This window comes from Enterobacter sp. JJBC, from assembly GCF_036936505.1.
GTDB classification, from domain to species: domain Bacteria; phylum Pseudomonadota; class Gammaproteobacteria; order Enterobacterales; family Enterobacteriaceae; genus Enterobacter; species Enterobacter hormaechei_C.
The window spans coordinates 3,516,947-3,540,960 of record NZ_CP136935.1 but is presented as its reverse complement, the minus strand read 5'-3'; the positions used below and the strand labels follow the sequence as shown (position 1 = coordinate 3,540,960).

Sequence of the window (24,014 nt, the reverse complement as noted above, 5' to 3'; positions counted from 1 at the left end):
TCAAACCAGTTTTTTTACCAGCTCTTCGCTGTGACGAATACGCTCTGGCGCACGCTCCAGATCCTGCTGAACCAGCGCCATAAACAGCAGGTCCGTCAGCATCATCTGCGCACTCGTCGACGAAATCGCCGCGCTGCGAGTGGCCTGTTCCTCGGCGATGGTATACAGACAGCGGGTGGCCCGCTGCTGGAGCGCATTCGGGCTGAAGCCAGTAATGGCCAGAATTTTTCCTCCTACACGCAGGGCTTCGTCGGTAGCCATATTAATTTCACGGCGCTCGCCGGAATAGGAGATGGCCAGCAGTAAATCGTCAGGATCCATGGCCTGCACGGTCGCCAGCAGCGCGTGCATATCCTGTTCAACGATGGCGTTATAGCCGATTTTTGTCAGCTTCCAGCCAAAGTTACGCGCAACCAGTCCGGAGGCACCGATCCCGGTCAATACAATACGCCGCGCGTCGCGAAGCATGGCTACGCTTTCCAGCAGCTTCTCTTCCGTGTTCACATCCAGCGTGGCATGCATTGCCGCCACGTTCTCTTTGATCAGCTTTTCGCCGACCAGACGCATCGGATCGTCGCCGCGGATCTGGTTATGCACCGGCATTGACTGCGGATTAGGGTTGCTTACCAGTGCTTCACTGATCGCCAGTTTTAGCGCCGGAAAGCCTTTATAGCCTATCTTTTGGGCAAATTTCACCACGCTCGACTGGCTCACCCCGGCTTCGCCTGCCAGCTGCTGGGAGCTGAGGTGTCGCGCGCGATCGGGCTGGGAAAGTAAATAATCCGCCAGCTTTTTGTCACTCTGGGCAAACCCTGCGTAGCGCTGGCGAATACGAATTAAACAGTTCATACGGTCTCCTGGCGAAAATGTGATTACCCGCGCAAATACGAATTATGCTCGCCTGAATGAATTTTATATTCCATTATAGTGCGTTTATTATGAATTAAAAATTCCAGAGGTAAATAACATGAATCTAGGCTCTCTTGTTTCTGAAACGCGTAACCCGCAAACCATGGATCTTGATGCACTGTCCACGCTGGAGCTGGTAAACCGCTTTAATCAACAGGATACCCTCGTCGCGCTGGCAGTCAAAGAGACATTGCCCGAGGTGGCGAAAGCCGTAGACGCCGCTGCCGACGCTCTGAAAGCAGGAGGACGCATTATTTACATGGGGGCGGGTACCAGTGGGCGCCTCGGTGTGCTGGATGCCTCAGAATGTCCCCCGACCTTTGGCGTTCCGCACGGTCTGGTCGTTGGCCTGATTGCCGGTGGCCCCGGCGCGCTGCTGAAAGCGGTGGAAGGGGCAGAAGACAATAAACAGCTTGGGGAGGACGATCTCAGGGCGCTGAACCTGACCGCGCAGGATCTGGTCGTCGGGCTGGCGGCTTCTGGTCGTACGCCGTACGTCATTGGTGGGCTGGAATACGCCAGACAGACGGGATGTACCACGGTGGCCATCTCCTGTAACCCGGGCTCGCCGATTGCGCAGGTGGCCGCCATTGCCATCTCTCCGGTCGTCGGGCCGGAAGCGCTCACCGGCTCCACGCGCCTGAAATCCGGAACCGCACAGAAGCTGGTGCTCAATATGATCTCCACCGGCGCGATGGTGAAATTTGGCAAGGTCTACCAAAACCTGATGGTGGATATGCAGGCCACCAACGTCAAGCTGGTGGACAGAGCCTGCCGCATGGTGATGGAAGCGACAGGCGCCAGTCGTGAAGAGGCGGAAAAGGTGCTTCAGCAGACCGATCACGATGTAAAACCCGCCATTCTGATGATATTAACCGGGCTGGATGCAGCCGCGGCCAGAGCCAGGCTTGAAGCCCATCACGGGTTTTTACGGGCGGCATTAGAACATCAATAAGAGGCGTTTATGGACAAAACAGCAGCGCTCGCCAGCGACATCCTGCTTGGGATCGGTGGGGAAAAAAATATTCAGCGTCTGGAAAACTGCATGACGCGTGTACGCGTCGAGGTGTACAACGACGAAAAGCTTGATTTAACGCGCCTGAAGCAGCTCCCCGGCGTGAGCGGGTACGTTAAACAGGGGCAACAGCACCAGCTGATTGTCGGTCCGGGCAAAGCGGCGCAGGTGGTTGATGCCATGCGCGCCCTGATGACGGGCGGTGAAACGGCTCCCGCCTTTGACGACGCGGAACGCACCAAAGCGCAGGCGAAAGCCAAATACAAAGCCCCCATGAGCGATGCGCTGCGCCAGCTGGCAAACGTCTTTATTCCTCTTATCCCGGCGTTTATCGCGTCGGGGCTGATCACCGGGATTATCAATATCCTCAAGCGTCCGGATATTGTCGGGAATTTCGCCACCCAGTATCCGAACCTGCTGGGTATTCTGGCGATTTTCGGCAGCGCGGTGTTTGCCATCATGAATATTCTGGTGGGGGTGAACACGGCCAAAGTGTTCGGCGGCTCGCTGGCGATGGGCGGCGTAATGGCGGGTATCCTCTCCAGCCCGCAGCTGGCGCAGATTACGCTGTTTGGCGAGGCGCTTCAGCCTGGCCGCGGTGGGGTGATTGCCGTGCTGCTGGTGGTCATTCTGATGTGCTGGATTGAGAAAAAGCTACGCGCGTTGCTGCCAGGCTCGATTGAACTGATCCTCAACCCGCTGCTGACCACATTGATTACCGGGAGCGTGGCGATTGTGGCGCTGCAACCGTTAGGCGGCGCGATCTCTGAAGCCATCGCCCACGGCGCGTCTCTGGCGATCGATCGCGGCGGGCTGCTGGTGGGGGCCGTGCTGTCCGGGACCTTCCTGCCGTTAGTGCTGACCGGTCTGCATCAGGGGCTGGTGCCGATTCACGTCGAACTGGTACAGGCGCACGGCTATAACGCCCTGCTGCCGATCCTGTCGATGGCGGGCGTTGGGCAGGTCGGCGCGGCCATCGCGGTGCTGATGAAAACCCGCAACGCGCGTTTAAAAAAGGTCATTAAAGGGGCGCTGCCGGTCGGGTTGCTCGGTATCGGCGAGCCGCTGATTTTCGGCGTGACCTTGCCGCTGGGTAAGCCGTTCCTGGCCGCTTGTCTCGGTGGGGCGGTGGGCGGGGCGTTAATCAGCTACTGGAAAGTGGCGACCGTCATTACCTTCGGAATCTCCGGGTTACCGCTGGCATTAACCATCGTGACCGGAAAAGTGATGCTCTATCTGTTAGGCTATCTGGTAGCGGTGATCGCCGGGTTCCTGTTTACCTGGCTGTTAGGATTCAACGACCCAGAGGAGTAAGGTTTGGCCAGTCACGAGCGTCGCGTTGTCTTTTTTGATCTGGATGGAACGCTGCATCAGCAGGATATGTTCGGCACCTTTATGCGCTACCTGCTACGGCGCCAGCCCCTTAACGCGTTGCTGGTATTACCCCTGTTACCCGTTATTGGCATCGCGCTGCTGGTGAAAGGCCGTGCAGCGCGCTGGCCGATGAGCCTGCTGCTCTGGGGATGCACGTTTGGTCATAGCGAAGCGCGCCTCAAGCAGCTCGAACAGGATTTTGCGCACTGGTTTCGCGGGCACGTCGCCGCGTTTCCCGTGGTACAGGCGCGCCTGACCAGCTATCTCGACGCCAATGATGCCGATATCTGGCTGATTACTGGCTCCCCGCAGACGCTGGTGGAGCAAGTCTATTTTGATACGCCCTGGCTGCCGCGCGTAAATCTTATCGCCACGCAGATCGCGCGCGGCTACGGCGGCTGGGTGCTCACCCTGCGCTGCCTCGGACATGAAAAAGTGGTGCAGCTGGAGAAACGCATCGGTACGCCGCTGCGTCTGTACAGCGGCTACAGCGACAGCAAGCAGGACAACCCGCTGCTCTATTTTTGTCAGCACCGCTGGCGCGTCACGCCTCTGGGCGAACTTCAGCAACTCGAATAGTCTTATCTGTACCGGCTGTGTATAATGCCGCCCGCTTTTCGACTGGAGTATCAGCCCTTGTCCAACCCTGAACACAATCATGAATACTGGATGCGTCATGCGCTGGCGCTGGCTCAGCGCGCCTGGGAAGAGGGCGAAGTGCCCGTGGGCGCGGTTCTGGTCCATAACAATCAGGTGATTGGGGAAGGGTGGAACCGTCCGATTGGCCGTCACGATCCTACCGCGCATGCTGAAATTATGGCGCTGCGTCAGGGCGGACTGGTGCTGCAAAACTATCGTCTGCTTGATACCACCCTGTATGTCACCCTTGAGCCGTGCGTAATGTGCTCCGGGGCGATGGTGCACAGCCGAATCGGTACGCTGGTGTTTGGCGCGCGGGATGAAAAGACGGGCGCTGCTGGTTCACTGATGGACGTACTTGGGCATCCGGGGATGAACCACCAGGTGAAAACTATCGGCGGGGTACTTGCACCAGAATGTTCGGGTCTGTTAAGTGACTTTTTTCGAATGCGTCGGCAGCAGAAAAAGCAACAAAAGGCAGAATTGAAACCGCAGGGTGATTAAGCTCTTCCGGTGCGACCACCGGATAGCTTTCAGCCAGCTGTTGCGCCTCGGCCGCCTCTTTTTCTTTCTCCAGCAGATATCCCACCAGGCTTATCTGATACTTACGAATATTTTCCACGTAGGCATACGCTTCATGCCCGCGCGCATAGCCATACGTCAGCTTCTGGTACCACTGTTTCTGGCTAAGCAGCGGCAGGCGCTGTTTTACATCTGACCAACTGTCCGGATTACCTTTGGTTTTCGCCGTCAGCGCCCGCGCGTCGAGCATATGCGCATACCCCATGTTATAGGCGGCCAGCGCAAACCAGATCCGCTCCCCTTCCGGGACCGTCTCCGGCACTTTCGCCATCATATCCTGTAAATACTGCGCGCCGCCGCTGATGCTCTGTTCCGCATCGGTCCGGTCGCTGATGCCGAGGCTCTGGGCGGTATTTTTGGTCAGCATCATCAACCCGCGCACGCCCGTGGGGGAGGTGGCCTGAGCATCCCAGTGCGATTCCTGGTAGGAAATTGCCGCCAGCAGCTTCCAGTCAATCTCCTGGGCGTACTTCTCAAACAGCGGTTGCAGGTCCGGCAGCACGCTGTCCACCGCGCGCAGGAAGGTGCGGGTGTCAACGTAATCAAAATCGTCCCCGTGACCGAGATATTTCTCTTCCAGACGCGCCAGGGTGCCGTCTTCATTGATGGAATTAAAGAAATCGAGCATGGCCGCAGAGACGGTTTGATCGTCGTCCAGCTGGGTAAACCAGGTCACCGGCTGTTCGTCGGTCACATCCAGCGCCACGGCGATTTCAGGATGAACGCGCTGGAAAAGACTGATCGCCACCGAATCAGCAATGGTATAGGCCAGCTTTTTATCTTTTACCTGCTCCAGCAATTCGGTCGTGCCGAGTTTAGGATCGACCGTCCAGCTGAGGTTAGGGTATTTTTTCTCTTTCAACGCCCGCAGATCGTCAATCACCACATGGCCTGGCGCAATGGTCAATTGCTGGTCGGTGATGTCGGCCAGTGAGCGCGGGCGCAGGCTACCCACACGATAAACCACCTGCTGCGACACGGAGTAGTAGGTCGGGCCCGGCTGATAGTTTTTGCTGCGTTCGCTGTTGTACACCAGACCTGCGGCGAGAATATCGGCACGGTCATGGTCCAAATCATCAAACAGCTGGTTGATGTTCTGCCGCACGGTAACTTTCAGCTTCACGCCCAGATAGTCCGCAAACAGCTGTGCCAGTTCGTAATCAAGACCGATGGTTTTACCGTTGATATCGTCGTAAATAAGCGGGGAGGAGAGTGTACTGACGCGCAACTCCCCCCGCTCCTGAATGGCGGCGATACGGTTTTCGGCCTTGCCGAACCAGGGGATAGACGGCCAGAGGGCCACTGCCAGCAGCAACGTAACAATGCCGATGAGCAGATAATTAATCTTTAATTTTTTCAATTAGTTAATTCTCTGCGACGCCGGTTGCCTCAGTGTGCTGTAGTCATGTTAAGAGTAGAGTTTGCCATTGATTGAGCGGCATTTTGCGCAAAGTAGCGCCAGTTGGCAACCAATTAGAGAGACAGGTCACATCTATTGTTAAACATAAAGGTTGATTTTATTTCGACGCAAACGGTTTCGTCGGCGCTCAGGATTCTCTATAATGACGCCCGTTTTCCCCCCTTGCGCACACTGTAAGCGCCCCGGCGCTTCGAAGACGAGAGACTTATGATGGAAATTCTGCGTGGTTCGCCTGCACTGTCTGCCTTCCGTATTACCAAACTGCTGGCACGTTTTCAGGCGGCCGACCTTCCGGTAAGCAATATTTACGCTGAGTATGTCCATTTTGCTGACCTGAATGCCCCCCTGAATGCAGAGGAGCGCGTACAGCTGGAACGTCTGCTTAAATATGGCCCAAGCCTGAGCAGCCATACGCCGACCGGCAAATTAATCCTCGCCACGCCACGCCCTGGCACCATCTCCCCCTGGTCTTCCAAAGCAACAGACATCGCTCACAACTGCGGCCTGAACCAGATTAATCGTCTGGAGCGCGGTGTGGCGTACTACGTGGAAGCCTCTACCCTGAGCGACGCGCAGTGGCAGGCGGTTGCGGCTGAACTGCACGACCGCATGATGGAGAGCGTGTTTGACTCTCTGGATGATGCGCAGAAACTGTTCTCCCACCATCAGCCTGCGCCGGTACAGAGCGTGGATCTGCTGGGGCAGGGCCGTCAGGCGCTGATTGACGCAAACCTGCGTCTTGGTCTGGCACTCGCAGAGGATGAAATCGACTACCTTCAGGATGCATTCGTTAAGCTGAATCGCAACCCGAACGACATCGAACTGTATATGTTCGCGCAGGCCAACTCCGAGCACTGCCGCCACAAGATTTTCAACGCCGACTGGATTATCGACGGCGAACAGCAGCCGAAGTCGCTGTTCAAAATGATCAAAAACACCATGGAGCAAACCCCTGACCACGTGCTGTCTGCCTATAAAGACAACGCCGCGGTGATGGAAGGTTCCGAGGTGGGCCGCTTCTTCGCCGATCGCGAAGCAGGGCGCTATGACTTCCATCAGGAGCCCGCGCATATCCTGATGAAAGTGGAAACCCACAACCACCCGACGGCGATCTCCCCATGGCCGGGTGCGGCGACCGGCTCCGGCGGTGAAATCCGTGACGAAGGGGCGACCGGTCGCGGCGCGAAACCAAAAGCGGGTCTGGTCGGTTTCTCCGTCTCCAACCTGCGTATCCCGGGCTTTGAACAGCCGTGGGAAGAAGATTTCGGCAAGCCAGAGCGCATCGTGACCGCGCTGGATATCATGACCGAAGGCCCGCTGGGCGGCGCGGCGTTTAACAACGAATTTGGTCGTCCGGCGCTGAATGGTTACTTCCGTACCTATGAAGAGAAAGTGGACAGCCACAACGGCGAAGAGCTGCGCGGCTACCACAAACCGATCATGCTGGCGGGCGGGATCGGCAACATCCGTGCCGATCACGTGCAAAAAGGCGAGATCGTCGTCGGCGCGAAGCTGATCGTGCTGGGCGGCCCGGCGATGAACATCGGTCTGGGCGGCGGTGCGGCCTCTTCTATGGCCTCCGGCCAGTCTGATGCGGATCTCGATTTCGCCTCCGTGCAGCGTGACAACCCTGAGATGGAGCGTCGCTGCCAGGAAGTGATCGACCGCTGCTGGCAGCTGGGCGATGCTAACCCGATTCTCTTTATCCACGACGTGGGAGCGGGCGGCCTGTCCAACGCTATGCCTGAGCTGGTGAGCGACGGCGGCCGCGGTGGTCGTTTCAACCTGCGCGATATCCTGAGCGATGAGCCGGGTATGAGCCCGCTGGAAATCTGGTGTAACGAATCCCAGGAGCGCTACGTGCTGGCGGTTGCCGCCGATCAGCTGCCGCTGTTTGACGAGCTGTGCCGCCGCGAGCGCGCGCCGTATGCCGTCATCGGTGAAGCGACCGAAGAGCAGCACCTGACTCTGAGTGACACCCATTTCGACAACCAGCCAATCGATCTGCCGCTCGACGTTCTGCTCGGTAAAACGCCGAAGATGACCCGCGACGTAACCACCCGTAAAGCGGCGGGCAAAGCGCTGGATCGCCAGGGCATCACCGTGGCACAAGCGGTCAACCGCGTGCTGCACCTGCCTGCTGTGGCAGAGAAAACCTTCCTGGTGACCATCGGCGACCGCACCGTGACCGGTATGGTATCCCGCGATCAGATGGTTGGCCCGTGGCAGATCCCGGTCGCTAACTGCGCCGTGACCACCGCGAGCCTCGACAGCTACTACGGCGAAGCGATGGCGCTGGGCGAACGCACCCCAGTGGCGCTGCTGGACTTCGCCGCCTCTGCACGACTGGCGGTTGGTGAAGCGCTGACCAACATCGCGGCGACGCAGATTGGCGACATCAAACGTATCAAACTTTCCGCGAACTGGATGGCCGCCGCCGGTCACCCTGGTGAAGACGCCGGCCTGTATGAAGCCGTGAAAGCGGTGGGTGAGGAACTGTGTCCTGCGCTCGGCCTGACCATTCCGGTGGGTAAAGACTCCATGTCGATGAAAACCCGCTGGCAGGAAGGTAACGAGCAGCGCGAGATGACCTCTCCGCTGTCGCTGGTGATCACCGCGTTTGCGCGCGTGGAAGACGTACGTCATACCGTTACGCCGCAGCTTTCCACTGAAGATAACGCCCTGCTGTTGATTGACCTCGGCAAAGGCCATAACGCCCTGGGCGCCACCGCGCTGGCGCAGGTTTACCGCCAGCTCGGCGATAAGCCAGCCGACGTGCGCGACGTCGCCCAGCTGAAAGGCTTTTACGACGCAATTCAGGCGCTGGTGGCGCAGCGTAAGCTGCTGGCCTATCACGACCGTTCCGATGGTGGCCTGCTGGTGACGCTGGCAGAGATGGCCTTCACCGGTCACTGCGGCGTTGAAGCAAACATTGCTACGCTTGGCGAAGACCGCCTGGCGGCGCTGTTTAACGAAGAGCTTGGCGCGGTCATTCAGGTACGCGCCGCAGATCGCGACGCGGTAGAAGCGATTCTGGCGCAGCACGGTCTGGCAGACTGCGTACACTATCTCGGTAAAGCGGTGCAGGGCGACCGTTTCGTGATTGAAGCCGACGGCCACGCGGTGTTCAGCGAAAGCCGCACCACGCTGCGTATGTGGTGGGCGGAAACCACCTGGCAGATGCAGCGCCTGCGTGACAACCCGGAATGCGCCGATCAGGAACACAACGCGAAGGCGAACGACAACGATCCTGGCCTGAACGTGAAGCTCAGCTTCGACATAAACGAAGACATTGCCGCGCCGTACATTGCGACCGGTGCGCGTCCGAAAGTGGCCGTGCTGCGCGAGCAGGGCGTTAACTCCCACGTTGAGATGGCGGCGGCCTTCCACCGGGCGGGCTTTGACGCCATCGACGTCCACATGAGCGACCTGCTGGCCGGGCGTACCGGGCTGGATGATTTCCAGGCGCTGGTTGCCTGCGGAGGGTTCTCCTACGGTGACGTGCTGGGCGCGGGCGAAGGCTGGGCGAAGTCTATTCTGTTCAACAGCCGCGTGCGTGACGAGTTCGAAACCTTCTTCCATCGTCCGCAGACGCTGGCGCTGGGCGTGTGTAACGGCTGTCAGATGATGTCTAACCTGCGCGAGTTGATCCCGGGCAGCGAAGCCTGGCCGCGCTTTGTGCGTAACCAGTCTGACCGCTTCGAAGCGCGCTTCAGCCTGGTAGAAGTAACCCAAAGCCCGTCTCTGCTGTTGCAGGGAATGGTGGGTTCGCAGATGCCAATCGCGGTTTCGCACGGCGAAGGTCAGGTTGAAATGCGTGATGCGGCGCACCTGGCTCAGCTTGAAAGCAAAGGACTGGTAGCGCTGCGCTTTGTTGATAACTTCGGCAAGGTCACCGAAACCTATCCGGCTAACCCGAACGGTTCGGCAAATGGCATTACCGCGGTCACCAGCGAAAGCGGTCGGGTGACCATCATGATGCCGCACCCGGAGCGTGTCTTCCGCACCGTGAGCAACTCCTGGCACCCGGAAAACTGGGGCGAGGACAGCCCGTGGATGCGCATTTTCCGCAACGCGCGTAAACAACTGGGTTAAGTTTCAACGCCCTGACTGTAGGCCCGGTAAGCGCGAGCGCCACCGGGCTTTTTTGTACCTGTCGCAAAATTGCGACAATCCTCTGGATTGAGTGTCTCCAATAAGAGACATTTAACCTGTTGATTTATATATGTCAGGACGGGTTCCCGTTAAGGTGTTGCTTAATAGCGACACTTAGCCTGGAAATCATTCACCTGACAATCAATGCATTTTAATAATAAAACGATTATTAATCATAAGGATAGCATCAATTTTTGCAATCTGGCACGCGCGTTGCATAATAGTAACCAGTGGCTCATTCACCTTCTTATGTCAGCCCCTTCGGGACGTGCTACATAAACTTCGAATGACGCACAAAAAGGTGCCTGCCGTCCAACTACTGATTATTGCAATGCTTTATCAGGCCAGGGCGAAACGTCGAGTTAGGCACCGCCTTATTCCATGACAAAGCCGGGTTTTTACCCGGCTTTGTTGTATCTGAAGGGCAGACTCAGTTACGCTCTCCTCAAACCCGGATGATGAGAGTAATGTGTTGAAACGCTGGCCCGCTTTCCCTCGCTCCCTGCGACAGCTCGTTATGATGGCCTTCCTGCTGATCCTGCTACCTTTGCTGGTTCTGGCGTGGCAGGCATGGCAAAGCCTGAATGCGTTAAGTGCCCAGGCGGCCCTGACTAACCGCACGACGCTTATTGACGCAAGACGCAGTGAAGCCATGACCAACGCCGCGCTTGAGATGGAGCGTAGCTATCGTCAATACTGCGTGCTTGACGATCGCACGCTGGAAAAGGTGTACCAGAGTCAGCGCAAGCGCTATAGCGAAATGCTGGACGCCCACGCCGGCGTATTGCCTGACGACAAGCTGTATCAGGCGTTACGTCAGGATCTGAACGATCTTGCGCAGCTGCAGTGCCACAACAGTGGACCCGATGCCGCCGCCGCCGCGCGCCTGGAAGCCTTCGCCAACGCCAATACCGAGATGGTGCAGTCAACCCGCACGGTGATTTTCTCTCGCGGCCAGCAGCTTCAGCAGGAGATTGCCGAGCGCGGCCAGTTCTTCGGCTGGCAGGCGCTGGTGCTGTTCCTCGTGAGCCTCGGGCTGGTGCTGCTCTTTACCCGCATGATCATCGGCCCCGTAAAGGGGATCCAGCGGATGATTAACCGCCTGGGGGAGGGCAAATCTCTCGGGGATACGGTTGTTTTTAAAGGCCCGCGCGAGCTGCGCTCGGTCGGTCAGCGCATCATCTGGCTTTCTGAACGCCTGGCGTGGCTGGAATCGCAGCGTCACCAGTTCCTGCGCCATATCTCACACGAACTCAAAACACCGCTGGCCAGTATGCGTGAAGGCACGGAGCTGCTGGCAGATGAAGTAGCGGGGCCGTTATCCCCTGAGCAAAAAGAGATCGTGGCGATTCTGGATGCCAGTAGCCGCAATTTACAAAAACTTATTGAACAACTGCTGGACTATAACCGCAAGCTGGCGGATGGTGCTGTGGTGCTTGAAAGCGTTGAGATTGAACCGCTGGTGGACATGGTGATCTCCGCCCATAGCCTGCCAGCAAGAGCTAAAATGATGCATACCCAGGTGGATCTCAATGCGCCATCCTGTCTGGCAGAGCCGATGCTCTTAATGAGCGTACTGGATAATCTTTATTCCAATGCGGTGCACTATGGTACTGAATCCGGTACCATTTATATCAGAAGCAATAACAACGGTTCGCGGGTATTTATTGACGTAGCGAATACGGGAAGCCCGATTCCGGATGATGAAAAAACGATGATCTTTGAGCCCTTCTTCCAGGGGAGTCATCAGCGAAAAGGTGCGGTAAAAGGAAGTGGTCTGGGGCTGAGTATTGCCCGCGACTGCATACGACGCATGCAGGGTGAGCTTAACATCGTGAGTGATGAACGCGCCGATGTCTGTTTTCGTATCGAACTGCCTCTTGAGCCGGAAAAATCAATGAAATGAATAACAACCTGGTGAGTATGTCACACGTCTTTTACCGCGCACTGCGCGCGGTGTTTTCCAGCAAAAATGTGCGCCTCAGCCTGCCCTGCTTACTGCTGGCCGGCTGTGTAACCCATGCACCAAAAAGTGCGATTAGCCACAAACAGGAAGATAAATGGCCGCAAAAACAGCTGGCCGATTTCCTTTCAACACGTTGCGATGATATCTGGAGCCTGTCGGGGCGTGATGTTGAATCCAATCCGCTGTTCTGGCTGCGCGGAATAGACTGCGCCCAGCGACTGGCGCCCGCCGAGGCCCGTGCCCAGGCGGCGATGCTGATGGACGATACCTGGCAGGACGCGTTTAAACGCGGGATCGTGATGGCGGATGCCAGAATCACGCCTGTCGAACGCCGCGCCAACGTGACGCGGCTGGATACTTACGTGATCAATATTCCCCCCCAGGTGCGCCCGGTTTATCAGCTCTGGCGGGACGGACAAACCCTGCAATTACAGCTGTCCGAAGAGCGTTTCCGCTACAGCAAATTGCAGCAGTCAAGCGACAGCGAGCTTGATGCGCTTCGCCAGCAGCAGGAGTCGCTGCGCGAGCAGCTGGAAACCACCACCCGCAAGCTCGAAAATCTGACCGATATCGAAAGACAGCTCTCGACGCGTAAGCCGGCAGGCAGCTATCTGCCCGATGGGTCGAAAGGCAACTCTGCCACGACGCCAGACAGTGAGACGCCGAAACAAGAGGATGTGAAGCCATGACAAGCCGTAAACCTGCCCATCTGTTACTGGTGGATGACGATCCCGGGCTGTTAAAGCTGCTGGGGATGCGTCTGGTCAGCGAAGGCTACAGCGTGGTCACCGCTGAAAGCGGGCAGGAGGGGCTGAAAGTGCTCAGCCGCGAGAAAATCGATCTGGTGATCAGCGATTTGCGCATGGATGAAATGGATGGCCTGCAACTGTTCACGGAGATCCAGAAGCAGCAGCCCGGGATGCCGGTGATTATCCTCACCGCTCACGGATCTATTCCTGATGCGGTGGCCGCGACGCAGCAGGGGGTATTCAGCTTCCTCACCAAACCGGTGGATAAAGACGCCCTCTATAAAGCGATCGACAGCGCTCTTGAGCACGCGGCGCCATCCGGCGACGACGGCTGGCGTGAATCCATCGTGACGCGTAGCCCTGTGATGCTGCGCCTGCTGGAACAGGCGCGGATGGTGGCGCAATCCGACGTTAGCGTGCTGATCAACGGCCAGAGCGGGACCGGGAAAGAGATCCTGGCCCAGGCGATCCACAACGCCAGCCCACGCAGTAAAAATGCCTTTATTGCCATCAACTGTGGCGCGCTGCCGGAACAACTGCTTGAGTCTGAGCTCTTCGGCCATGCCCGCGGCGCCTTTACCGGCGCGGTGAGCAGCCGTGAAGGGCTGTTCCAGGCGGCAGAGGGGGGCACGCTGTTCCTTGATGAAATTGGCGATATGCCCGCGCCGTTGCAGGTCAAACTGCTGCGCGTGTTGCAGGAGCGGAAAGTGCGTCCGCTTGGCAGCAACCGCGATATCGATATCAACGTGCGCATTATTTCCGCTACCCATCGCGATTTACCCAAGGTGATGGCGCGCAACGAGTTCCGCGAAGATCTCTACTATCGACTGAATGTCGTCAACCTGAAAATCCCGGCGCTGGCCGAGCGTGCGGAAGATATCCCGCTGCTGGCAAATCACCTTTTGCGCCAGGCCGCTGACCGCCACAAACCATTCGTGCGCGCGTTCTCCACCGATGCGATGAAACGCCTGATGACAGCAAGCTGGCCGGGCAACGTACGCCAGCTGGTGAACGTGATTGAGCAGTGCGTGGCGCTGACGTCATCGCCGGTGATCAGCGATGCGCTGGTGGAGCAGGCGCTCGAGGGGGAAAACACGGCCTTACCGACGTTTGCGGAAGCGCGAAACCAGTTCGAGCTGAACTATCTGCGCAAGCTGCTGCAAATCACCAAAGGCAACGTAACCCATGCGGCGCGCATGGCCGGGCGTAACCGTACCGAGTTTTATAAATTGCTCTCACGCCACGAGCTGGAAGCGAACGATTTTAAAGAGTAATACCGCAAAATTCGCCTGAATATGATACTGTGAGCAACCGATTACGAGGCTGCTTACTGGCAAGAGTTTAAGGACCCACCATGAAAAAGATTGATGCGATTATTAAACCTTTCAAACTGGATGATGTACGTGAAGCGCTGGCAGAAGTAGGCATCACCGGGATGACCGTAACTGAAGTGAAAGGTTTTGGTCGTCAGAAGGGCCACACCGAGCTATACCGTGGCGCAGAGTACATGGTGGACTTTCTGCCGAAAGTGAAAATCGAGATCGTGGTAAGCGATGATATCGTCGATACCTGTGTGGATACCATCATCCGCACGGCGCAGACCGGTAAAATTGGCGACGGGAAAATCTTCGTCTTTGACGTGGCGCGCGTGATCCGTATCCGTACCGGCGAAGAAGACGACGCGGCGATTTAAAAAAGATTTGGTAGGCCGGGTAAGGCGCAGCTGCCACCCGGCGAAAAAAAAAGCCCCTCGTTGAGGGGCTTTTTGCATTACAGCACTTTATGCGGGCCGAAACATTCGTAATGAATGTTGTCTTTATTCACGCCCAGGTCGACCAGCTGCTTCGCGGCATACTGCATAAACGCTACCGGCCCACAAACGTAGAACTGCATCCCCGGTGCGCTGAACGCCCCTTCATGCTGCCCTAAATTCATCAGGCCTTCGCTGTCGAAACGAGCCGCTGCGCGGTCGGCTTCCGTGGGTGAACGATACCAGGTATGCGCGGTAAAGTGTGGCAGACCCGCTCCCAGCGCTTTCACTTCGTCCGCAAAGGCGTGAACATCACCGTTCTCCGCCGCGTGGAACCAGTTAACCTGCGCGCTGTGGTTTGCTTTCGCCAGCGTATCCAGCATCGCCAGCATTGGCGTCTGACCCACGCCTGCGGAGATCAGCGTCACCGGGGTATTCGTTTCAACGGCCATAAAGAAATCGCCCGCCGGTGCCGCCAGATGGACCACGTCGCCCACGCTGGCTTCGTTATGGAGCCAGTTGGATACCTGACCACCTTCCTCACGTTTAACCGCAATGCGATAGCCTTTGCCGTCTGGCTTGCGGGTCAGGGAGTACTGGCGAATCTCCTGATGCGGGAAGCCTTCAGGCTTCAGCCAGACGCCCAGATACTGGCCCGGCTGGTAATCGGCAACTGGCTGACCGTCAACTGGCTCAAACTCAAAGCTGGTGATCAGTGCGCTGCGCGGGGTTTTCTCAACGATGCGGAAGGCGCGCGTGCCTTCCCAGCCGCCATTCTTGCTGGCGTTTTCGCTGTAGATCTGTGCTTCACGGTTGATGAATACGTTTGCAAGTACGCCATAGGCCTTCCCCCAGGCATCCAGTACTTCCTGGCCCGGGCTGAACATTTCGTCCAGGGTCGCCAGCAGGTGACTGCCGACGATGTTGTACTGCTCAGGTTTGATCTGGAAGCTGGTGTGCTTCTGCGCGATTTTTTCCACCGCAGGCAGCAGAGCCGGCAGGTTTTCGATGTTGCTGGCATAGGCGGCAATAGCGTTAAACAGCGCTTCGCGCTGATCGCCGTTACGCTGGTTGCTCATGTTGAAAATCTCTTTGAGCTCCGGGTTATGCGCGAACATGCGATCGTAGAAATGGGCGGTCAGTTTAGGACCCGTTTCAACCAGCAGGGGAATTGTGGCTTTCACGGTAGCGATGGTTTGGGCGTCGAGCATAGCAGCTTCCTTCTGATGTTACTTTAATGATGTATTTTAGATGCATCTTATAAAAATACCCCTGCAATGTAAATGGTTCTTTGCATCGTGAAAAATATGCATCACAAAGCTGAAAAGAAATCCGTTGAAAATGGTGAGAGCTTTATTGCTCAAACCCTTGCGTGGCGTGGAGGTAAACGTTTGCGTAAAATCGTTTGTCAAGACCTGTTATCGCAGAACTATTCAGTTATACTGTTGCCCGTCGTCCAACAGGACTGCCTTTTCAGGCCAAAAATTTACTTGTTAGCTGAGTCAGGAGATGCGGATGTTAAAGCGTGAAATGAACATTGCCGATTATGATGCCGAACTGTGGCAGGCTATGGAGCAGGAAAAAGTACGTCAGGAAGAGCACATCGAACTGATCGCCTCCGAAAACTACACCAGCCCGCGCGTGATGCAGGCGCAGGGTTCTCAGCTGACCAACAAATATGCTGAAGGTTATCCGGGCAAGCGCTACTACGGCGGTTGCGAATACGTTGATATCGTTGAGCAGCTGGCTATTGACCGTGCGAAAGAACTCTTTGGCGCTGACTACGCGAACGTCCAGCCGCACTCTGGCTCTCAGGCTAACTTCGCTGTTTATACCGCGCTGTTGCAGCCGGGCGATACCGTTCTGGGTATGAACCTGGCGCAGGGCGGCCACCTGACTCACGGCTCCCCGGTTAACTTCTCTGGCAAACTGTACAACATCATCCCTTACGGTATTGATGAGTCCGGTAAAATTGACTACGAAGACATGGCGAAGCAGGCCAAAGAGCACAAGCCGAAGATGATCATCGGTGGCTTCTCTGCTTACTCCGGCATCGTTGACTGGGCAAAAATGCGTGAAATCGCTGACAGCATCGGCGCGTACCTGTTCGTCGACATGGCGCACGTTGCCGGTCTGATTGCCGCTGGCGTTTACCCGAACCCGGTTCCACATGCGCACGTTGTGACCACCACCACCCACAAAACCCTGGCGGGTCCACGCGGTGGGCTGATCCTGGCGAAAGGCGGTGACGAAGAGCTGTACAAAAAGCTGAACTCCGCCGTATTCCCAAGCGCCCAGGGCGGCCCGCTGATGCACGTTATCGCCGCGAAAGCCGTCGCGCTGAAAGAAGCGATGGAGCCAGAGTTCAAGGTTTATCAGCAGCAGGTTGCTAAAAACGCCAAAGCGATGGTGGAAGTGTTCCTGAATCGTGGCTACAAAGTGGTCTCTGGCGGGACTGAAAACCACCTGTTCCTGCTGGACCTGGTTGATAAGAACCTGACCGGTAAAGAAGCTGACGCAGCCCTCGGCCGCGCCAACATCACCGTGAACAAAAACAGCGTGCCAAACGATCCGAAGAGCCCGTTCGTGACCTCCGGTATCCGTATCGGTTCTCCGGCCGTAACTCGTCGTGGCTTTAAAGAAGCGGAAGTAAAAGAGCTGGCGGGCTGGATGTGTGACGTTCTGGACAACATCAATGACGACGCGGTTATCGAGCGCGTTAAAGGTAAAGTGCTGGACATCTGCGCACGCTTCCCGGTGTACGCATAATTCTCTGCGTTGCAGAACTGAAAAAGGCCGCTCATGCGGCCTTTTTTTATGGGCTAACGTCGATCGAGGGAGATGGCCCCCGGCCCGGTAATCGCCAGCAAAATAAATGCGCCAGCGATACTCACATTTTTGTAGAAGTTAATCATATTTGGCAGGACCGCATCGCCCGTCATATCCCAGTAGTGGTGACCAATCACCGCCGTTCCCAGCGTATAGAAGACAAAGATCACCGCGAGAGGGCGGGTGAAAAAGCCCAGCACGATTAGAATCGCGGCGGGGACTTCCATCACCACCGCAATAATCGCGGCCAGCATGGGCATGGGGGCGCCGAGCGACGTCATATACTGAACGGTGCCGCTAAACCCCGTCAGCTTGGGATAACCGAAAATAATAAACAGGACCACGATAGCAATGCGGGCAATTAAAAGCAGGAGAGAACGAGAGGAGCCGAAATCGAAATAACGTAAGCTGTTCATGGCAAACGACCTCTTCAGGCGATGTCTTATAAACGTAATACAGTTTTACCGCTCTCGCCATACGCTGTCCGGCTGGTGATGATGTTAATTTTTAGTTAATTTATAGCGCGCTAACGACTTGCTAAAGTCAGGGATTAACGCCAGACTATCGCCTCCATTTCGGGAGGGATTCATGGTCTTGCATTCCACGCGCTGGCTGGCGCTCAGCTATTTCACCTATTTCTTTAGTTACGGTATTTTTCTGCCTTTCTGGAGCGTCTGGCTCAAGGGAATTGGTCTGACGCCTGAGACCATTGGCATCCTGTTGGGCGCGGGGCTGGTGGCACGTTTCCTGGGTAGTCTGCTGATTGCGCCCCGCGTCAGCGATCCCTCCTTACTGATTAAAGCGGTGCGAATTCTGGCCCTGCTGACGCTGGTCTTTGCCGCCTGCTTCTGGGTTAGCCACCAGTTTGCCTGGCTGATGGTGGTAATGGTTGGCTTTAATCTGTTCTTCTCCCCGCTGGTGCCGCTGACGGATGCCCTGGCGAACACCTGGCAAAAGCAGATCACCATGGACTATGGCCGCGTGCGCCTGTGGGGATCGATTGCCTTCGTGATCGGCTCTGCGCTGGTCGGGAAACTGGTCAGCCTCTATGACTATCGTGCCATTCTGGCGCTGCTAACGCTCGGCATCGCCTCAATGCTGCTCGGTATGTTGCTGCGTCCGTCGGTGATGCCGCAGGGCGAAAGCCGCCATCAGGAGAGCGCCGGCTGGCCCGCCTGGCGCTCGCTGGTGGCGCAAAGCTGGCGTTTCCTGGCCTGCGTCTGTCTGCTTCAGGGGGCGCATGCGGCCTATTATGGCTTCAGCGCCATCTACTGGCAGGGGGCGGGTTACTCGGCTTCTGCGGTAGGCTACCTGTGGTCGCTCGGCGTGGTGGCGGAGGTTATTATCTTCGCGCTGAGCCAAAAACTGTTCCGTCGTTTCGGGGCGCGTGACCTGCTGCTGCTTTCCGCCGTGTGCGGCGTGGCGCGCTGGGGCATCATGGGCTGGACGACGGAGCTGCCGTGGCTGATTGTGGCGCAAATTCTGCACTGCGGAACCTTCACCGTCTGCCATCTGGCGGCGATGCGCTACATCGCGGCGCGAGAGGGTGGGGACGTTATTCGTCTTCAGGCGGTCTATTCAGCGGTGGCGATGGGCGGCAGTATTGCGGTGATGACCGTATTTGCCGGTTTCCTCTATCAGCACCTGGGGCACGGTGTGTTCTGGGTGATGGCGCTGGTCGCTTTACCGGCCATCGTTATTCGCCCTAAGGTCGCTGCTCGCACGTAACTACGATTCGAGCATTACGCGAATGTGTTCCTGCTGCTGCGTGTTCAGGGTCTCAACGGCATGAATGAGCGGCGGCGAGAACAGCGGCAGGGCGGTTGGATAAGGCGTAATAACCAGCGCCGCCTCGCGGGGCGCGCCCTCCTTCTTAAACGCCTCCAGGCTAAGATAACGAATATTGAGCGGCAGCAGCGTCAGCTCGCGAAGCTGCTGCTCAATTAACTCTTCACAGGCTTTATTTTCCCCCGTTAACAGGACCACCTGTTTTTCATGCAGATCGGTCTCCTGCATCAGCCAGGCACCAAAAATCACCGCCACCAGAGCCATCTCTTCACCGGAGAATCGCAGACCAAATTCGGCTTCCAGCTCAAACAGCGCCTCTTTAGTGGTGCGCAGCAGCCGGGGGTATAAACGGTGGATCTCTTCCGGCAGACTGTTGTCGATGCCGATGTCAAACAAGGAGCGGTCTAGCGCCTGAGCCAGATGGATATAAAGCTGATCGGTCAGACCTTGCTCATCGCTGAAGTTCATCCCGGTTTGTGCCCGGAAGCGGGCAATCATACGCACGATGGCGCGACGCAGGCGCTGATCCTGCTGGTGTTTATCCATCACCGGGTCGGGTGTGCGAAGCATCATAAACAGCAGCGCCAGGAACAGCTGTTCATCGCTGTGCGTTCCCTGCGGGACGCGCCGTTTCCAGTGGCGGACAATTTCCTGCGCCGTAAAGTATTCCCCTCGGGACTGCGTCCAGCTGCGCTGAACGGGCGAAAACTCCGGCGTATTGCCCAGATGATGCTGAATCAGACAATATTGCAGATAGAGCTGTAAAAATTGTACGTCGCGGGACTCAAACTGGCGCTGAAGCTTGCGCGCACAAAAGTTGATAAGCGCCCGAAGGTTCGCATCGTCATAAAGCGGGCGGGCAATGCCGTGCTGTTTGAGCGCGGTTTTTAAGGCAGGAGTAAACTGTTGGGCGACAAAATGTGGACACAGCCGAAGCGCCCTGCGCAGCCAGTGCAGCAGGCACAAACGTTGATTCAGGGCGGTACCCTCAATTCGGTAGCAGCCATCATGGTGCGTGACGATATCAAGCCGATGATAGCGCTGGATTTCATCGCGCGTCTCGGCTATATCTTGCCGTGCCATGACGTCGTCCACGCCGTTGGCAGCGATTATGCTCTGTGCGGTGATGGCAGCATCGGGCAGGTAAAGCATCAAAAGCACCTGGCAGCGGCGCTGCGAACTGGAAAGCACAGATGGAATTTCAAGCGTCGTCATCATCTGTCGGGTATCCAGTGTGAATGTTTGATAAGAATAGCTAAAGGATGGGCGCTGAAAAGCGCACCGGCAGGCCTTTCACTCAGGATTGCTGGCGAACATCACAGAATTTTTGACGTGAGGAACAGATGCAAATAGTTAAACAAAGCGCGGTAGCGTTATTTTTGGCGGTTTTCACTTTCGCCGCCGGCGCACATCCTCACAGTTTTATCAGCCTGAAAACCGAACTGGTTACGGACGGCACGCAGCTCAGTGGCCTGAAGATGCACTGGACGATGGATGAAATCACCTCCGCCGACCTGCTGTACGATGCCGGAAACGCAAAGCCCGGCGATGAGATCTGGAAAAAGCTGGCGGCGGAGGTGATGGCCAACGTGCTGGGTCAGCACTACTTCACCGAGTTCTGGCACAACGGACAAAAGGTGAAATTTCTTAACCGTCCCACGGAGTACGGCATGACCCGCGAAGGTCATCAGGCGGTGCTTACGTTCGTGCTTCCGCTGGCGCATCCTCAGCCGCTGGCCGGGCAAACGTACCGCTTTTCCACTTTTGACCCTACCTACTATGTCGATATGCGCTATGACAAAGACAGCGACGTACGGCTGCCGGACGCGCTGCAAAAAAGCTGCAAAATTGGCGTGCACACCCCTAAACCCAGCGAAGAGACGCTGAACTTTGCGATCTCGCTGGATAAAGCAGATGCCCCGCCTGAGGACATGGAGCTGGGTAAACAGTTCGCGCAGGAGGTGACGTTACAATGTCAGTGATCTCCTCTCCCGTCAGTAAGCCGCGTCGCTGGCTGCACCTCTGGCCTCTGGCGCTCTTTTTGTTGTTAGCGGTTGGCGGCGCGCTCTGGCTGTGGCAGGCATGGCCGCAGGTGATGGTGAAAAGCGTCCTCTGGCAGCGGGAAGTTAATCAGCAGATGAGCGTGCTGCTGAAAGCCGTGGCGGAAAATCCGACCAAAGCGGGCGGCGCTCTTCTGGCGTTCAGCTTTATCTATGGCGTGCTGCATGCCCTGGGGCCGGGGCACGGCAAAATTGTCATCACGACCTGGCTTGCCACGCATCCGTCGAAGCTGAAATCGAGTATCGGCCTGACGCTGGCTTCTTCTTTACTTCAGGGCGGTGTGGCGATTGCGCTGGTCGTGGTCGTCCTCTCGCTGCTACAGCTGCCGGCTCGCCAGCTGCATATGAGCAGCTTCTGGCTGGAGAAGGGGAGTTACGCGCTGGTAGGCGTGCTGGGGTTGATCCTCTGCTGGCGGGCGCTGAAAAAATTGCGCGCGTTGCTGCAAAAACCAAAATTCAAAGCCTTTACGCCGCATCACGTTCACCATGAAAACTGCGGGTGCGGGCATCAGCATCTGCCGACGCAGGAACAATTACAGAATGGTGACGACTGGCGTGCGCGTCTGATGATTGTGCTCTCAATGGGGATGCGTCCGTGCTCGGGCGCAATCATGGTGCTGTTGTTCAGCAAAGTGACAGGCGTATTTGGCTGGGGCATGCTCTCGGCGCTGGCGATGGCGGCGGGAACGTCTCTGACGATCTCTTCGTTAGCCTTGCTGGTGCACAGCTTCCGTCAGCTGGCGGTAAAACTCAGCGGCAATAAAACGCCGGTATTGTGGCGACAGGTTGGCTGGACGACGCTTGCGTTGGCGGGCGGGGTGATTCTGCTGGTGGCTGCGGTCACGATGTGGATGAGCGCGGTGCCGGTGGGAAGGGGGTTGCGGCCTTTCTAGCCGTATCTGAGGCGTGTTGTAGGCCCGGTAAGCGTAGCGCCACCGGGCTTAACAGACTGAATTAACGCTTCAGCGCATCGCTCAGTTCATCACGCATGTTTGCCAGCATGGCTTTAACAACGCGCGGGTTACCTGCAACGATGTTGCCGGTAGACATATAGTTATGGCCGCCGGTGAAGTCGCAAACAATCGCGCCAGCTTCACGTGCGATCAGCTCGCCCGCCGCGAAGTCCCACGGCTTCAGTGACAGCTCAAAGTAACCGTCAACGCGGCCGGTCGCCACGTAGGCCAGATCCAGTGCAGCAGAGCCAGTGCGACGGAAGTCCGCGCATTCGGTGAACAGCTTGCCCAGGATATTCATATAGGTGGTTGCGTGCTGCTTCGCCTTGAACGGGAAGCCAGTCGCCAGAATCGTGCCGTCCAGATCGCGTGCATTGCTGCAACGCAGACGGTAGCCGTTCAGCTGCGCGCCCTGACCGCGGGTTGCGGTGAACAGTTCGTTACGCATTGGATCGTAAACAACGGCGACTTCAGTACGGCCTTTGATGCGTACTGCGATAGACACAGAGAAGTGTGGCAGGCGTTTAACGAAGTTGGTGGTGCCATCCAGTGGATCGATAACCCATTGAACATCCTGATCGGTACCTTCATGTTCACCGCTTTCTTCGGTGATGATGGTGTGCTGCGGGTAAGATTTGCGGATCGTTTCGATAATAATCGCTTCTGCGGCTTTATCGACGTTCGTCACGAAATCATTGCTGCCTTTCTGGCTGGTTTCTACGGAGTCTGGGGTTTCGTAGTGTTTGGCAATTACATTACCCGCCTTGCGCGCTGCGCGCACGGCGATGGTCAGCATCGGATGCATCGGTCTCTCTCACTGGATGTTAAAGAACAGGAAAATCGGCGCAGAGTATAGCAGCGGGATCGGATTATGTCTCTCGTTTATGATAATATGCCCGAATATTCTTCAGACACTGAATCCAGACATCTAAAAATTATGCTGCAAAACATTCGAATCGTGCTGGTCGAAACATCGCACACCGGCAACATGGGCTCTGTGGCCCGCGCTATGAAAACCATGGGCTTAACGAACCTGTGGCTGGTTAATCCGCTGGTGAAACCAGACTCTCAGGCTATTGCTCTGGCGGCCGGCGCCAGCGACGTGATCGGGAATGCGCAGATCGTGGACACCCTGGACGAAGCCCTGGCCGGTTGCAGTCTGGTGGTGGGGACCAGCGCGCGCTCCCGTACGCTGCCCTGGCCGATGCTGGACCCGCGCGAATGCGGCCTGAAAAGTATCTCAGAAGCGGAACAGGCGCCGGTTGCGCTGGTGTTTGGTCGTGAACGCGTTGGCCTGACCAACGAGGAACTACAGAAGTGTCACTACCACGTGGCGATTGCCGCCAATCCGGAATACAGCTCGCTGAACCTGGCGATGGCGGTGCAGGTCATTGCCTACGAAGTGCGCATGGCATGGCTGGCGACGCAGGAGAAACCGGTCGAACCTAAAGAAGAGACGGCCTACCCGCTGGTGGACGATCTGGAGCGCTTCTACGGTCATCTGGAGCAGACGCTGCTCTCAACCGGCTTTATCCGTGAAGGCCACCCGGGTCAGGTGATGAACAAGCTGCGCCGTATGTTCACCCGCGCCCGCCCGGAAAGCCAGGAGCTGAACATTCTGCGCGGGATTCTGGCGTCGATTGAGCAGAAGAACAAAGCGTAGTGTCGATTTCCCCCTCTCCCCGTGGGAGAGGGCTGGGGTGAGGGCATCAGGCCGCACCTATATTATGAAGGCACAGAAGGTTAAATACCTGACTAAAACAGTCAAGTAAATAGTTGACCAATTTAGTCAGGAATGTCAGACTTGGCCCTGCTATGCAATACC

General features: G+C 56.9%; 20 protein-coding genes. 14 read left to right on the top strand and 6 right to left on the bottom strand.

From position 1 onward, the window contains the following. A complete protein-coding gene (locus RY075_RS16940) occupies positions 1-849 on the bottom strand; it encodes a MurR/RpiR family transcriptional regulator (protein ID WP_003860702.1) in 849 nt (282 codons plus the stop codon). Between the two features lie 118 nt (positions 850-967). Between RY075_RS16940 and murQ the strand changes: the two genes are divergently transcribed. From murQ to tadA, 4 genes are read left to right on the top strand one after another with little or no spacing between them, the layout of a single operon-like run. Continuing rightward, a complete protein-coding gene (gene murQ, locus RY075_RS16935; RefSeq protein WP_003860700.1) occupies positions 968-1,864 on the top strand; it encodes an N-acetylmuramic acid 6-phosphate etherase in 897 nt (298 codons plus the stop codon). A 9-nt stretch (positions 1,865-1,873) separates the two neighbouring features. Further along, on the top strand, positions 1,874-3,238 hold the full coding sequence (locus RY075_RS16930) for a PTS transporter subunit EIIC (RefSeq protein WP_023314660.1): 1,365 nt from the start codon (positions 1,874-1,876) through the stop codon (positions 3,236-3,238). 3 nt (positions 3,239-3,241) lie between these two features. Continuing rightward, the gene (gene yfhb, locus RY075_RS16925) at positions 3,242-3,877 is read left to right on the top strand and encodes a phosphatidylglycerophosphatase C (protein ID WP_003860696.1); all 636 of its coding nucleotides are present in this window, start codon (positions 3,242-3,244) and stop codon (positions 3,875-3,877) included. 24 nt (positions 3,878-3,901) lie between these two features. Further along, positions 3,902-4,441 carry a tRNA adenosine(34) deaminase TadA gene (gene tadA / locus RY075_RS16920; RefSeq protein ID WP_022651606.1) on the top strand — a complete coding sequence of 180 codons (540 nt, stop codon included), beginning with the start codon at positions 3,902-3,904 and terminating at the stop codon, positions 4,439-4,441. On the opposite strand, the gene mltF is transcribed toward tadA, so the two are convergent. Then, the gene (gene mltF / locus RY075_RS16915; protein WP_022651605.1) at positions 4,329-5,879 is read right to left on the bottom strand and encodes a membrane-bound lytic murein transglycosylase MltF; all 1,551 of its coding nucleotides are present in this window, start codon (positions 5,877-5,879) and stop codon (positions 4,329-4,331) included. The genes tadA and mltF overlap by 113 nt on opposite strands. Positions 5,880-6,146: 267 nt before the next feature. Here mltF and purL point away from each other — a divergent pair, with 267 nt between their 5' ends. The 5 genes from purL (at position 6,147) to glnB (ending at position 14,502) form a co-directional block, all read left to right on the top strand. Beyond that, positions 6,147-10,034: a phosphoribosylformylglycinamidine synthase gene (gene purL / locus RY075_RS16910; RefSeq protein ID WP_047653896.1), complete on the top strand. Its 3,888-nt coding sequence runs from the start codon at positions 6,147-6,149 to the stop codon at positions 10,032-10,034. A gap of 532 nt (positions 10,035-10,566) precedes the next feature. Next, a complete protein-coding gene (gene qseE, locus RY075_RS16905; protein ID WP_302378281.1) occupies positions 10,567-12,000 on the top strand; it encodes a two component system sensor histidine kinase QseE/GlrK in 1,434 nt (477 codons plus the stop codon). Beyond that, positions 11,997-12,749 (top strand): two-component system QseEF-associated lipoprotein QseG, encoded by a 753-nt coding sequence (gene qseG, locus RY075_RS16900; RefSeq protein WP_003860689.1) that lies wholly within the window; start codon positions 11,997-11,999, stop codon positions 12,747-12,749. The genes qseE and qseG overlap by 4 nt, the downstream gene beginning before the upstream one ends. Beyond that, positions 12,746-14,083 carry a two-component system response regulator GlrR gene (gene glrR, locus RY075_RS16895; protein ID WP_003860687.1) on the top strand — a complete coding sequence of 446 codons (1,338 nt, stop codon included), beginning with the start codon at positions 12,746-12,748 and terminating at the stop codon, positions 14,081-14,083. Before qseG ends, glrR begins: the two co-directional genes overlap by 4 nt. Positions 14,084-14,163: 80 nt before the next feature. Next, entirely contained in the window at positions 14,164-14,502 is a 339-nt protein-coding gene (gene glnB / locus RY075_RS16890) for a nitrogen regulatory protein P-II (RefSeq protein WP_003860685.1), read from the top strand. Positions 14,503-14,579: 77 nt separating this feature from the next. Here glnB and hmpA read toward each other — a convergent pair whose 3' ends face one another. After that, a complete protein-coding gene (hmpA, locus tag RY075_RS16885; RefSeq protein ID WP_003860681.1) occupies positions 14,580-15,770 on the bottom strand; it encodes an NO-inducible flavohemoprotein in 1,191 nt (396 codons plus the stop codon). 304 nt (positions 15,771-16,074) lie between these two features. On the opposite strand from hmpA, the gene glyA reads away from it, so the two are divergent. Next, a complete protein-coding gene (glyA, locus tag RY075_RS16880; RefSeq protein ID WP_003860678.1) occupies positions 16,075-17,328 on the top strand; it encodes a serine hydroxymethyltransferase in 1,254 nt (417 codons plus the stop codon). Positions 17,329-17,381: 53 nt separating this feature from the next. Here the strand turns inward: glyA and RY075_RS16875 are convergent, their stop codons facing one another. Beyond that, positions 17,382-17,804, bottom strand: coding sequence for a DoxX family protein (locus RY075_RS16875; RefSeq protein ID WP_003860675.1), 423 nt, complete (start codon positions 17,802-17,804; stop codon positions 17,382-17,384). 172 nt (positions 17,805-17,976) lie between these two features. Here RY075_RS16875 and RY075_RS16870 point away from each other — a divergent pair, with 172 nt between their 5' ends. Further along, positions 17,977-19,116 (top strand): 3-phenylpropionate MFS transporter, encoded by a 1,140-nt coding sequence (locus RY075_RS16870; RefSeq protein ID WP_003860673.1) that lies wholly within the window; start codon positions 17,977-17,979, stop codon positions 19,114-19,116. Here RY075_RS16870 and csiE read toward each other — a convergent pair whose 3' ends face one another. Beyond that, the gene (gene csiE / locus RY075_RS16865; protein WP_220153285.1) at positions 19,117-20,394 is read right to left on the bottom strand and encodes a stationary phase inducible protein CsiE; all 1,278 of its coding nucleotides are present in this window, start codon (positions 20,392-20,394) and stop codon (positions 19,117-19,119) included. It abuts the gene before it with no gap. A gap of 125 nt (positions 20,395-20,519) precedes the next feature. Between csiE and RY075_RS16860 the strand changes: the two genes are divergently transcribed. Continuing rightward, positions 20,520-21,158 (top strand): DUF1007 family protein, encoded by a 639-nt coding sequence (locus tag RY075_RS16860; RefSeq protein ID WP_022651599.1) that lies wholly within the window; start codon positions 20,520-20,522, stop codon positions 21,156-21,158. Then, the gene (locus tag RY075_RS16855; RefSeq protein WP_023314655.1) at positions 21,149-22,129 is read left to right on the top strand and encodes a nickel/cobalt transporter; all 981 of its coding nucleotides are present in this window, start codon (positions 21,149-21,151) and stop codon (positions 22,127-22,129) included. Before RY075_RS16860 ends, RY075_RS16855 begins: the two co-directional genes overlap by 10 nt. A gap of 61 nt (positions 22,130-22,190) precedes the next feature. Here RY075_RS16855 and suhB read toward each other — a convergent pair whose 3' ends face one another. Further along, positions 22,191-22,994, bottom strand: coding sequence for an inositol-1-monophosphatase (gene suhB, locus RY075_RS16850; RefSeq protein WP_003860668.1), 804 nt, complete (start codon positions 22,992-22,994; stop codon positions 22,191-22,193). A 132-nt stretch (positions 22,995-23,126) separates the two neighbouring features. Here suhB and trmJ point away from each other — a divergent pair, with 132 nt between their 5' ends. Further along, the gene (gene trmJ / locus RY075_RS16845; RefSeq protein ID WP_003860666.1) at positions 23,127-23,852 is read left to right on the top strand and encodes a tRNA (cytosine(32)/uridine(32)-2'-O)-methyltransferase TrmJ; all 726 of its coding nucleotides are present in this window, start codon (positions 23,127-23,129) and stop codon (positions 23,850-23,852) included. The last annotated feature ends 162 nt before the right edge of the window (positions 23,853-24,014 follow it).

Bases quoted from the DNA above. Each gene is read 5' to 3' on its own strand.
- RY075_RS16870 (WP_003860673.1), top strand. From the start codon at position 17,977: ATGGTCTTGCATTCCACGCGCTGGCTGGCGCTCAGCTATTTCACCTAT.
- RY075_RS16930 (WP_023314660.1), top strand. From the start codon at position 1,874: ATGGACAAAACAGCAGCGCTCGCCAGCGACATCCTGCTTGGGATCGGT.
- hmpA (WP_003860681.1), bottom strand. From the start codon at position 15,770: ATGCTCGACGCCCAAACCATCGCTACCGTGAAAGCCACAATTCCCCTG.
- suhB (WP_003860668.1), bottom strand. From the start codon at position 22,994: ATGCATCCGATGCTGACCATCGCCGTGCGCGCAGCGCGCAAGGCGGGT.
- purL (WP_047653896.1), top strand. From the start codon at position 6,147: ATGATGGAAATTCTGCGTGGTTCGCCTGCACTGTCTGCCTTCCGTATT.
- RY075_RS16860 (WP_022651599.1), top strand. From the start codon at position 20,520: ATGCAAATAGTTAAACAAAGCGCGGTAGCGTTATTTTTGGCGGTTTTC.
- RY075_RS16875 (WP_003860675.1), bottom strand. From the start codon at position 17,804: ATGAACAGCTTACGTTATTTCGATTTCGGCTCCTCTCGTTCTCTCCTG.
- glrR (WP_003860687.1), top strand. From the start codon at position 12,746: ATGACAAGCCGTAAACCTGCCCATCTGTTACTGGTGGATGACGATCCC.
- RY075_RS16855 (WP_023314655.1), top strand. From the start codon at position 21,149: ATGTCAGTGATCTCCTCTCCCGTCAGTAAGCCGCGTCGCTGGCTGCAC.
- csiE (WP_220153285.1), bottom strand. From the start codon at position 20,394: ATGATGACGACGCTTGAAATTCCATCTGTGCTTTCCAGTTCGCAGCGC.
- RY075_RS16940 (WP_003860702.1), bottom strand. From the start codon at position 849: ATGAACTGTTTAATTCGTATTCGCCAGCGCTACGCAGGGTTTGCCCAG.
- trmJ (WP_003860666.1), top strand. From the start codon at position 23,127: ATGCTGCAAAACATTCGAATCGTGCTGGTCGAAACATCGCACACCGGC.
- murQ (WP_003860700.1), top strand. From the start codon at position 968: ATGAATCTAGGCTCTCTTGTTTCTGAAACGCGTAACCCGCAAACCATG.
- glnB (WP_003860685.1), top strand. From the start codon at position 14,164: ATGAAAAAGATTGATGCGATTATTAAACCTTTCAAACTGGATGATGTA.
- qseG (WP_003860689.1), top strand. From the start codon at position 11,997: ATGAATAACAACCTGGTGAGTATGTCACACGTCTTTTACCGCGCACTG.
- glyA (WP_003860678.1), top strand. From the start codon at position 16,075: ATGTTAAAGCGTGAAATGAACATTGCCGATTATGATGCCGAACTGTGG.
- tadA (WP_022651606.1), top strand. From the start codon at position 3,902: ATGCCGCCCGCTTTTCGACTGGAGTATCAGCCCTTGTCCAACCCTGAA.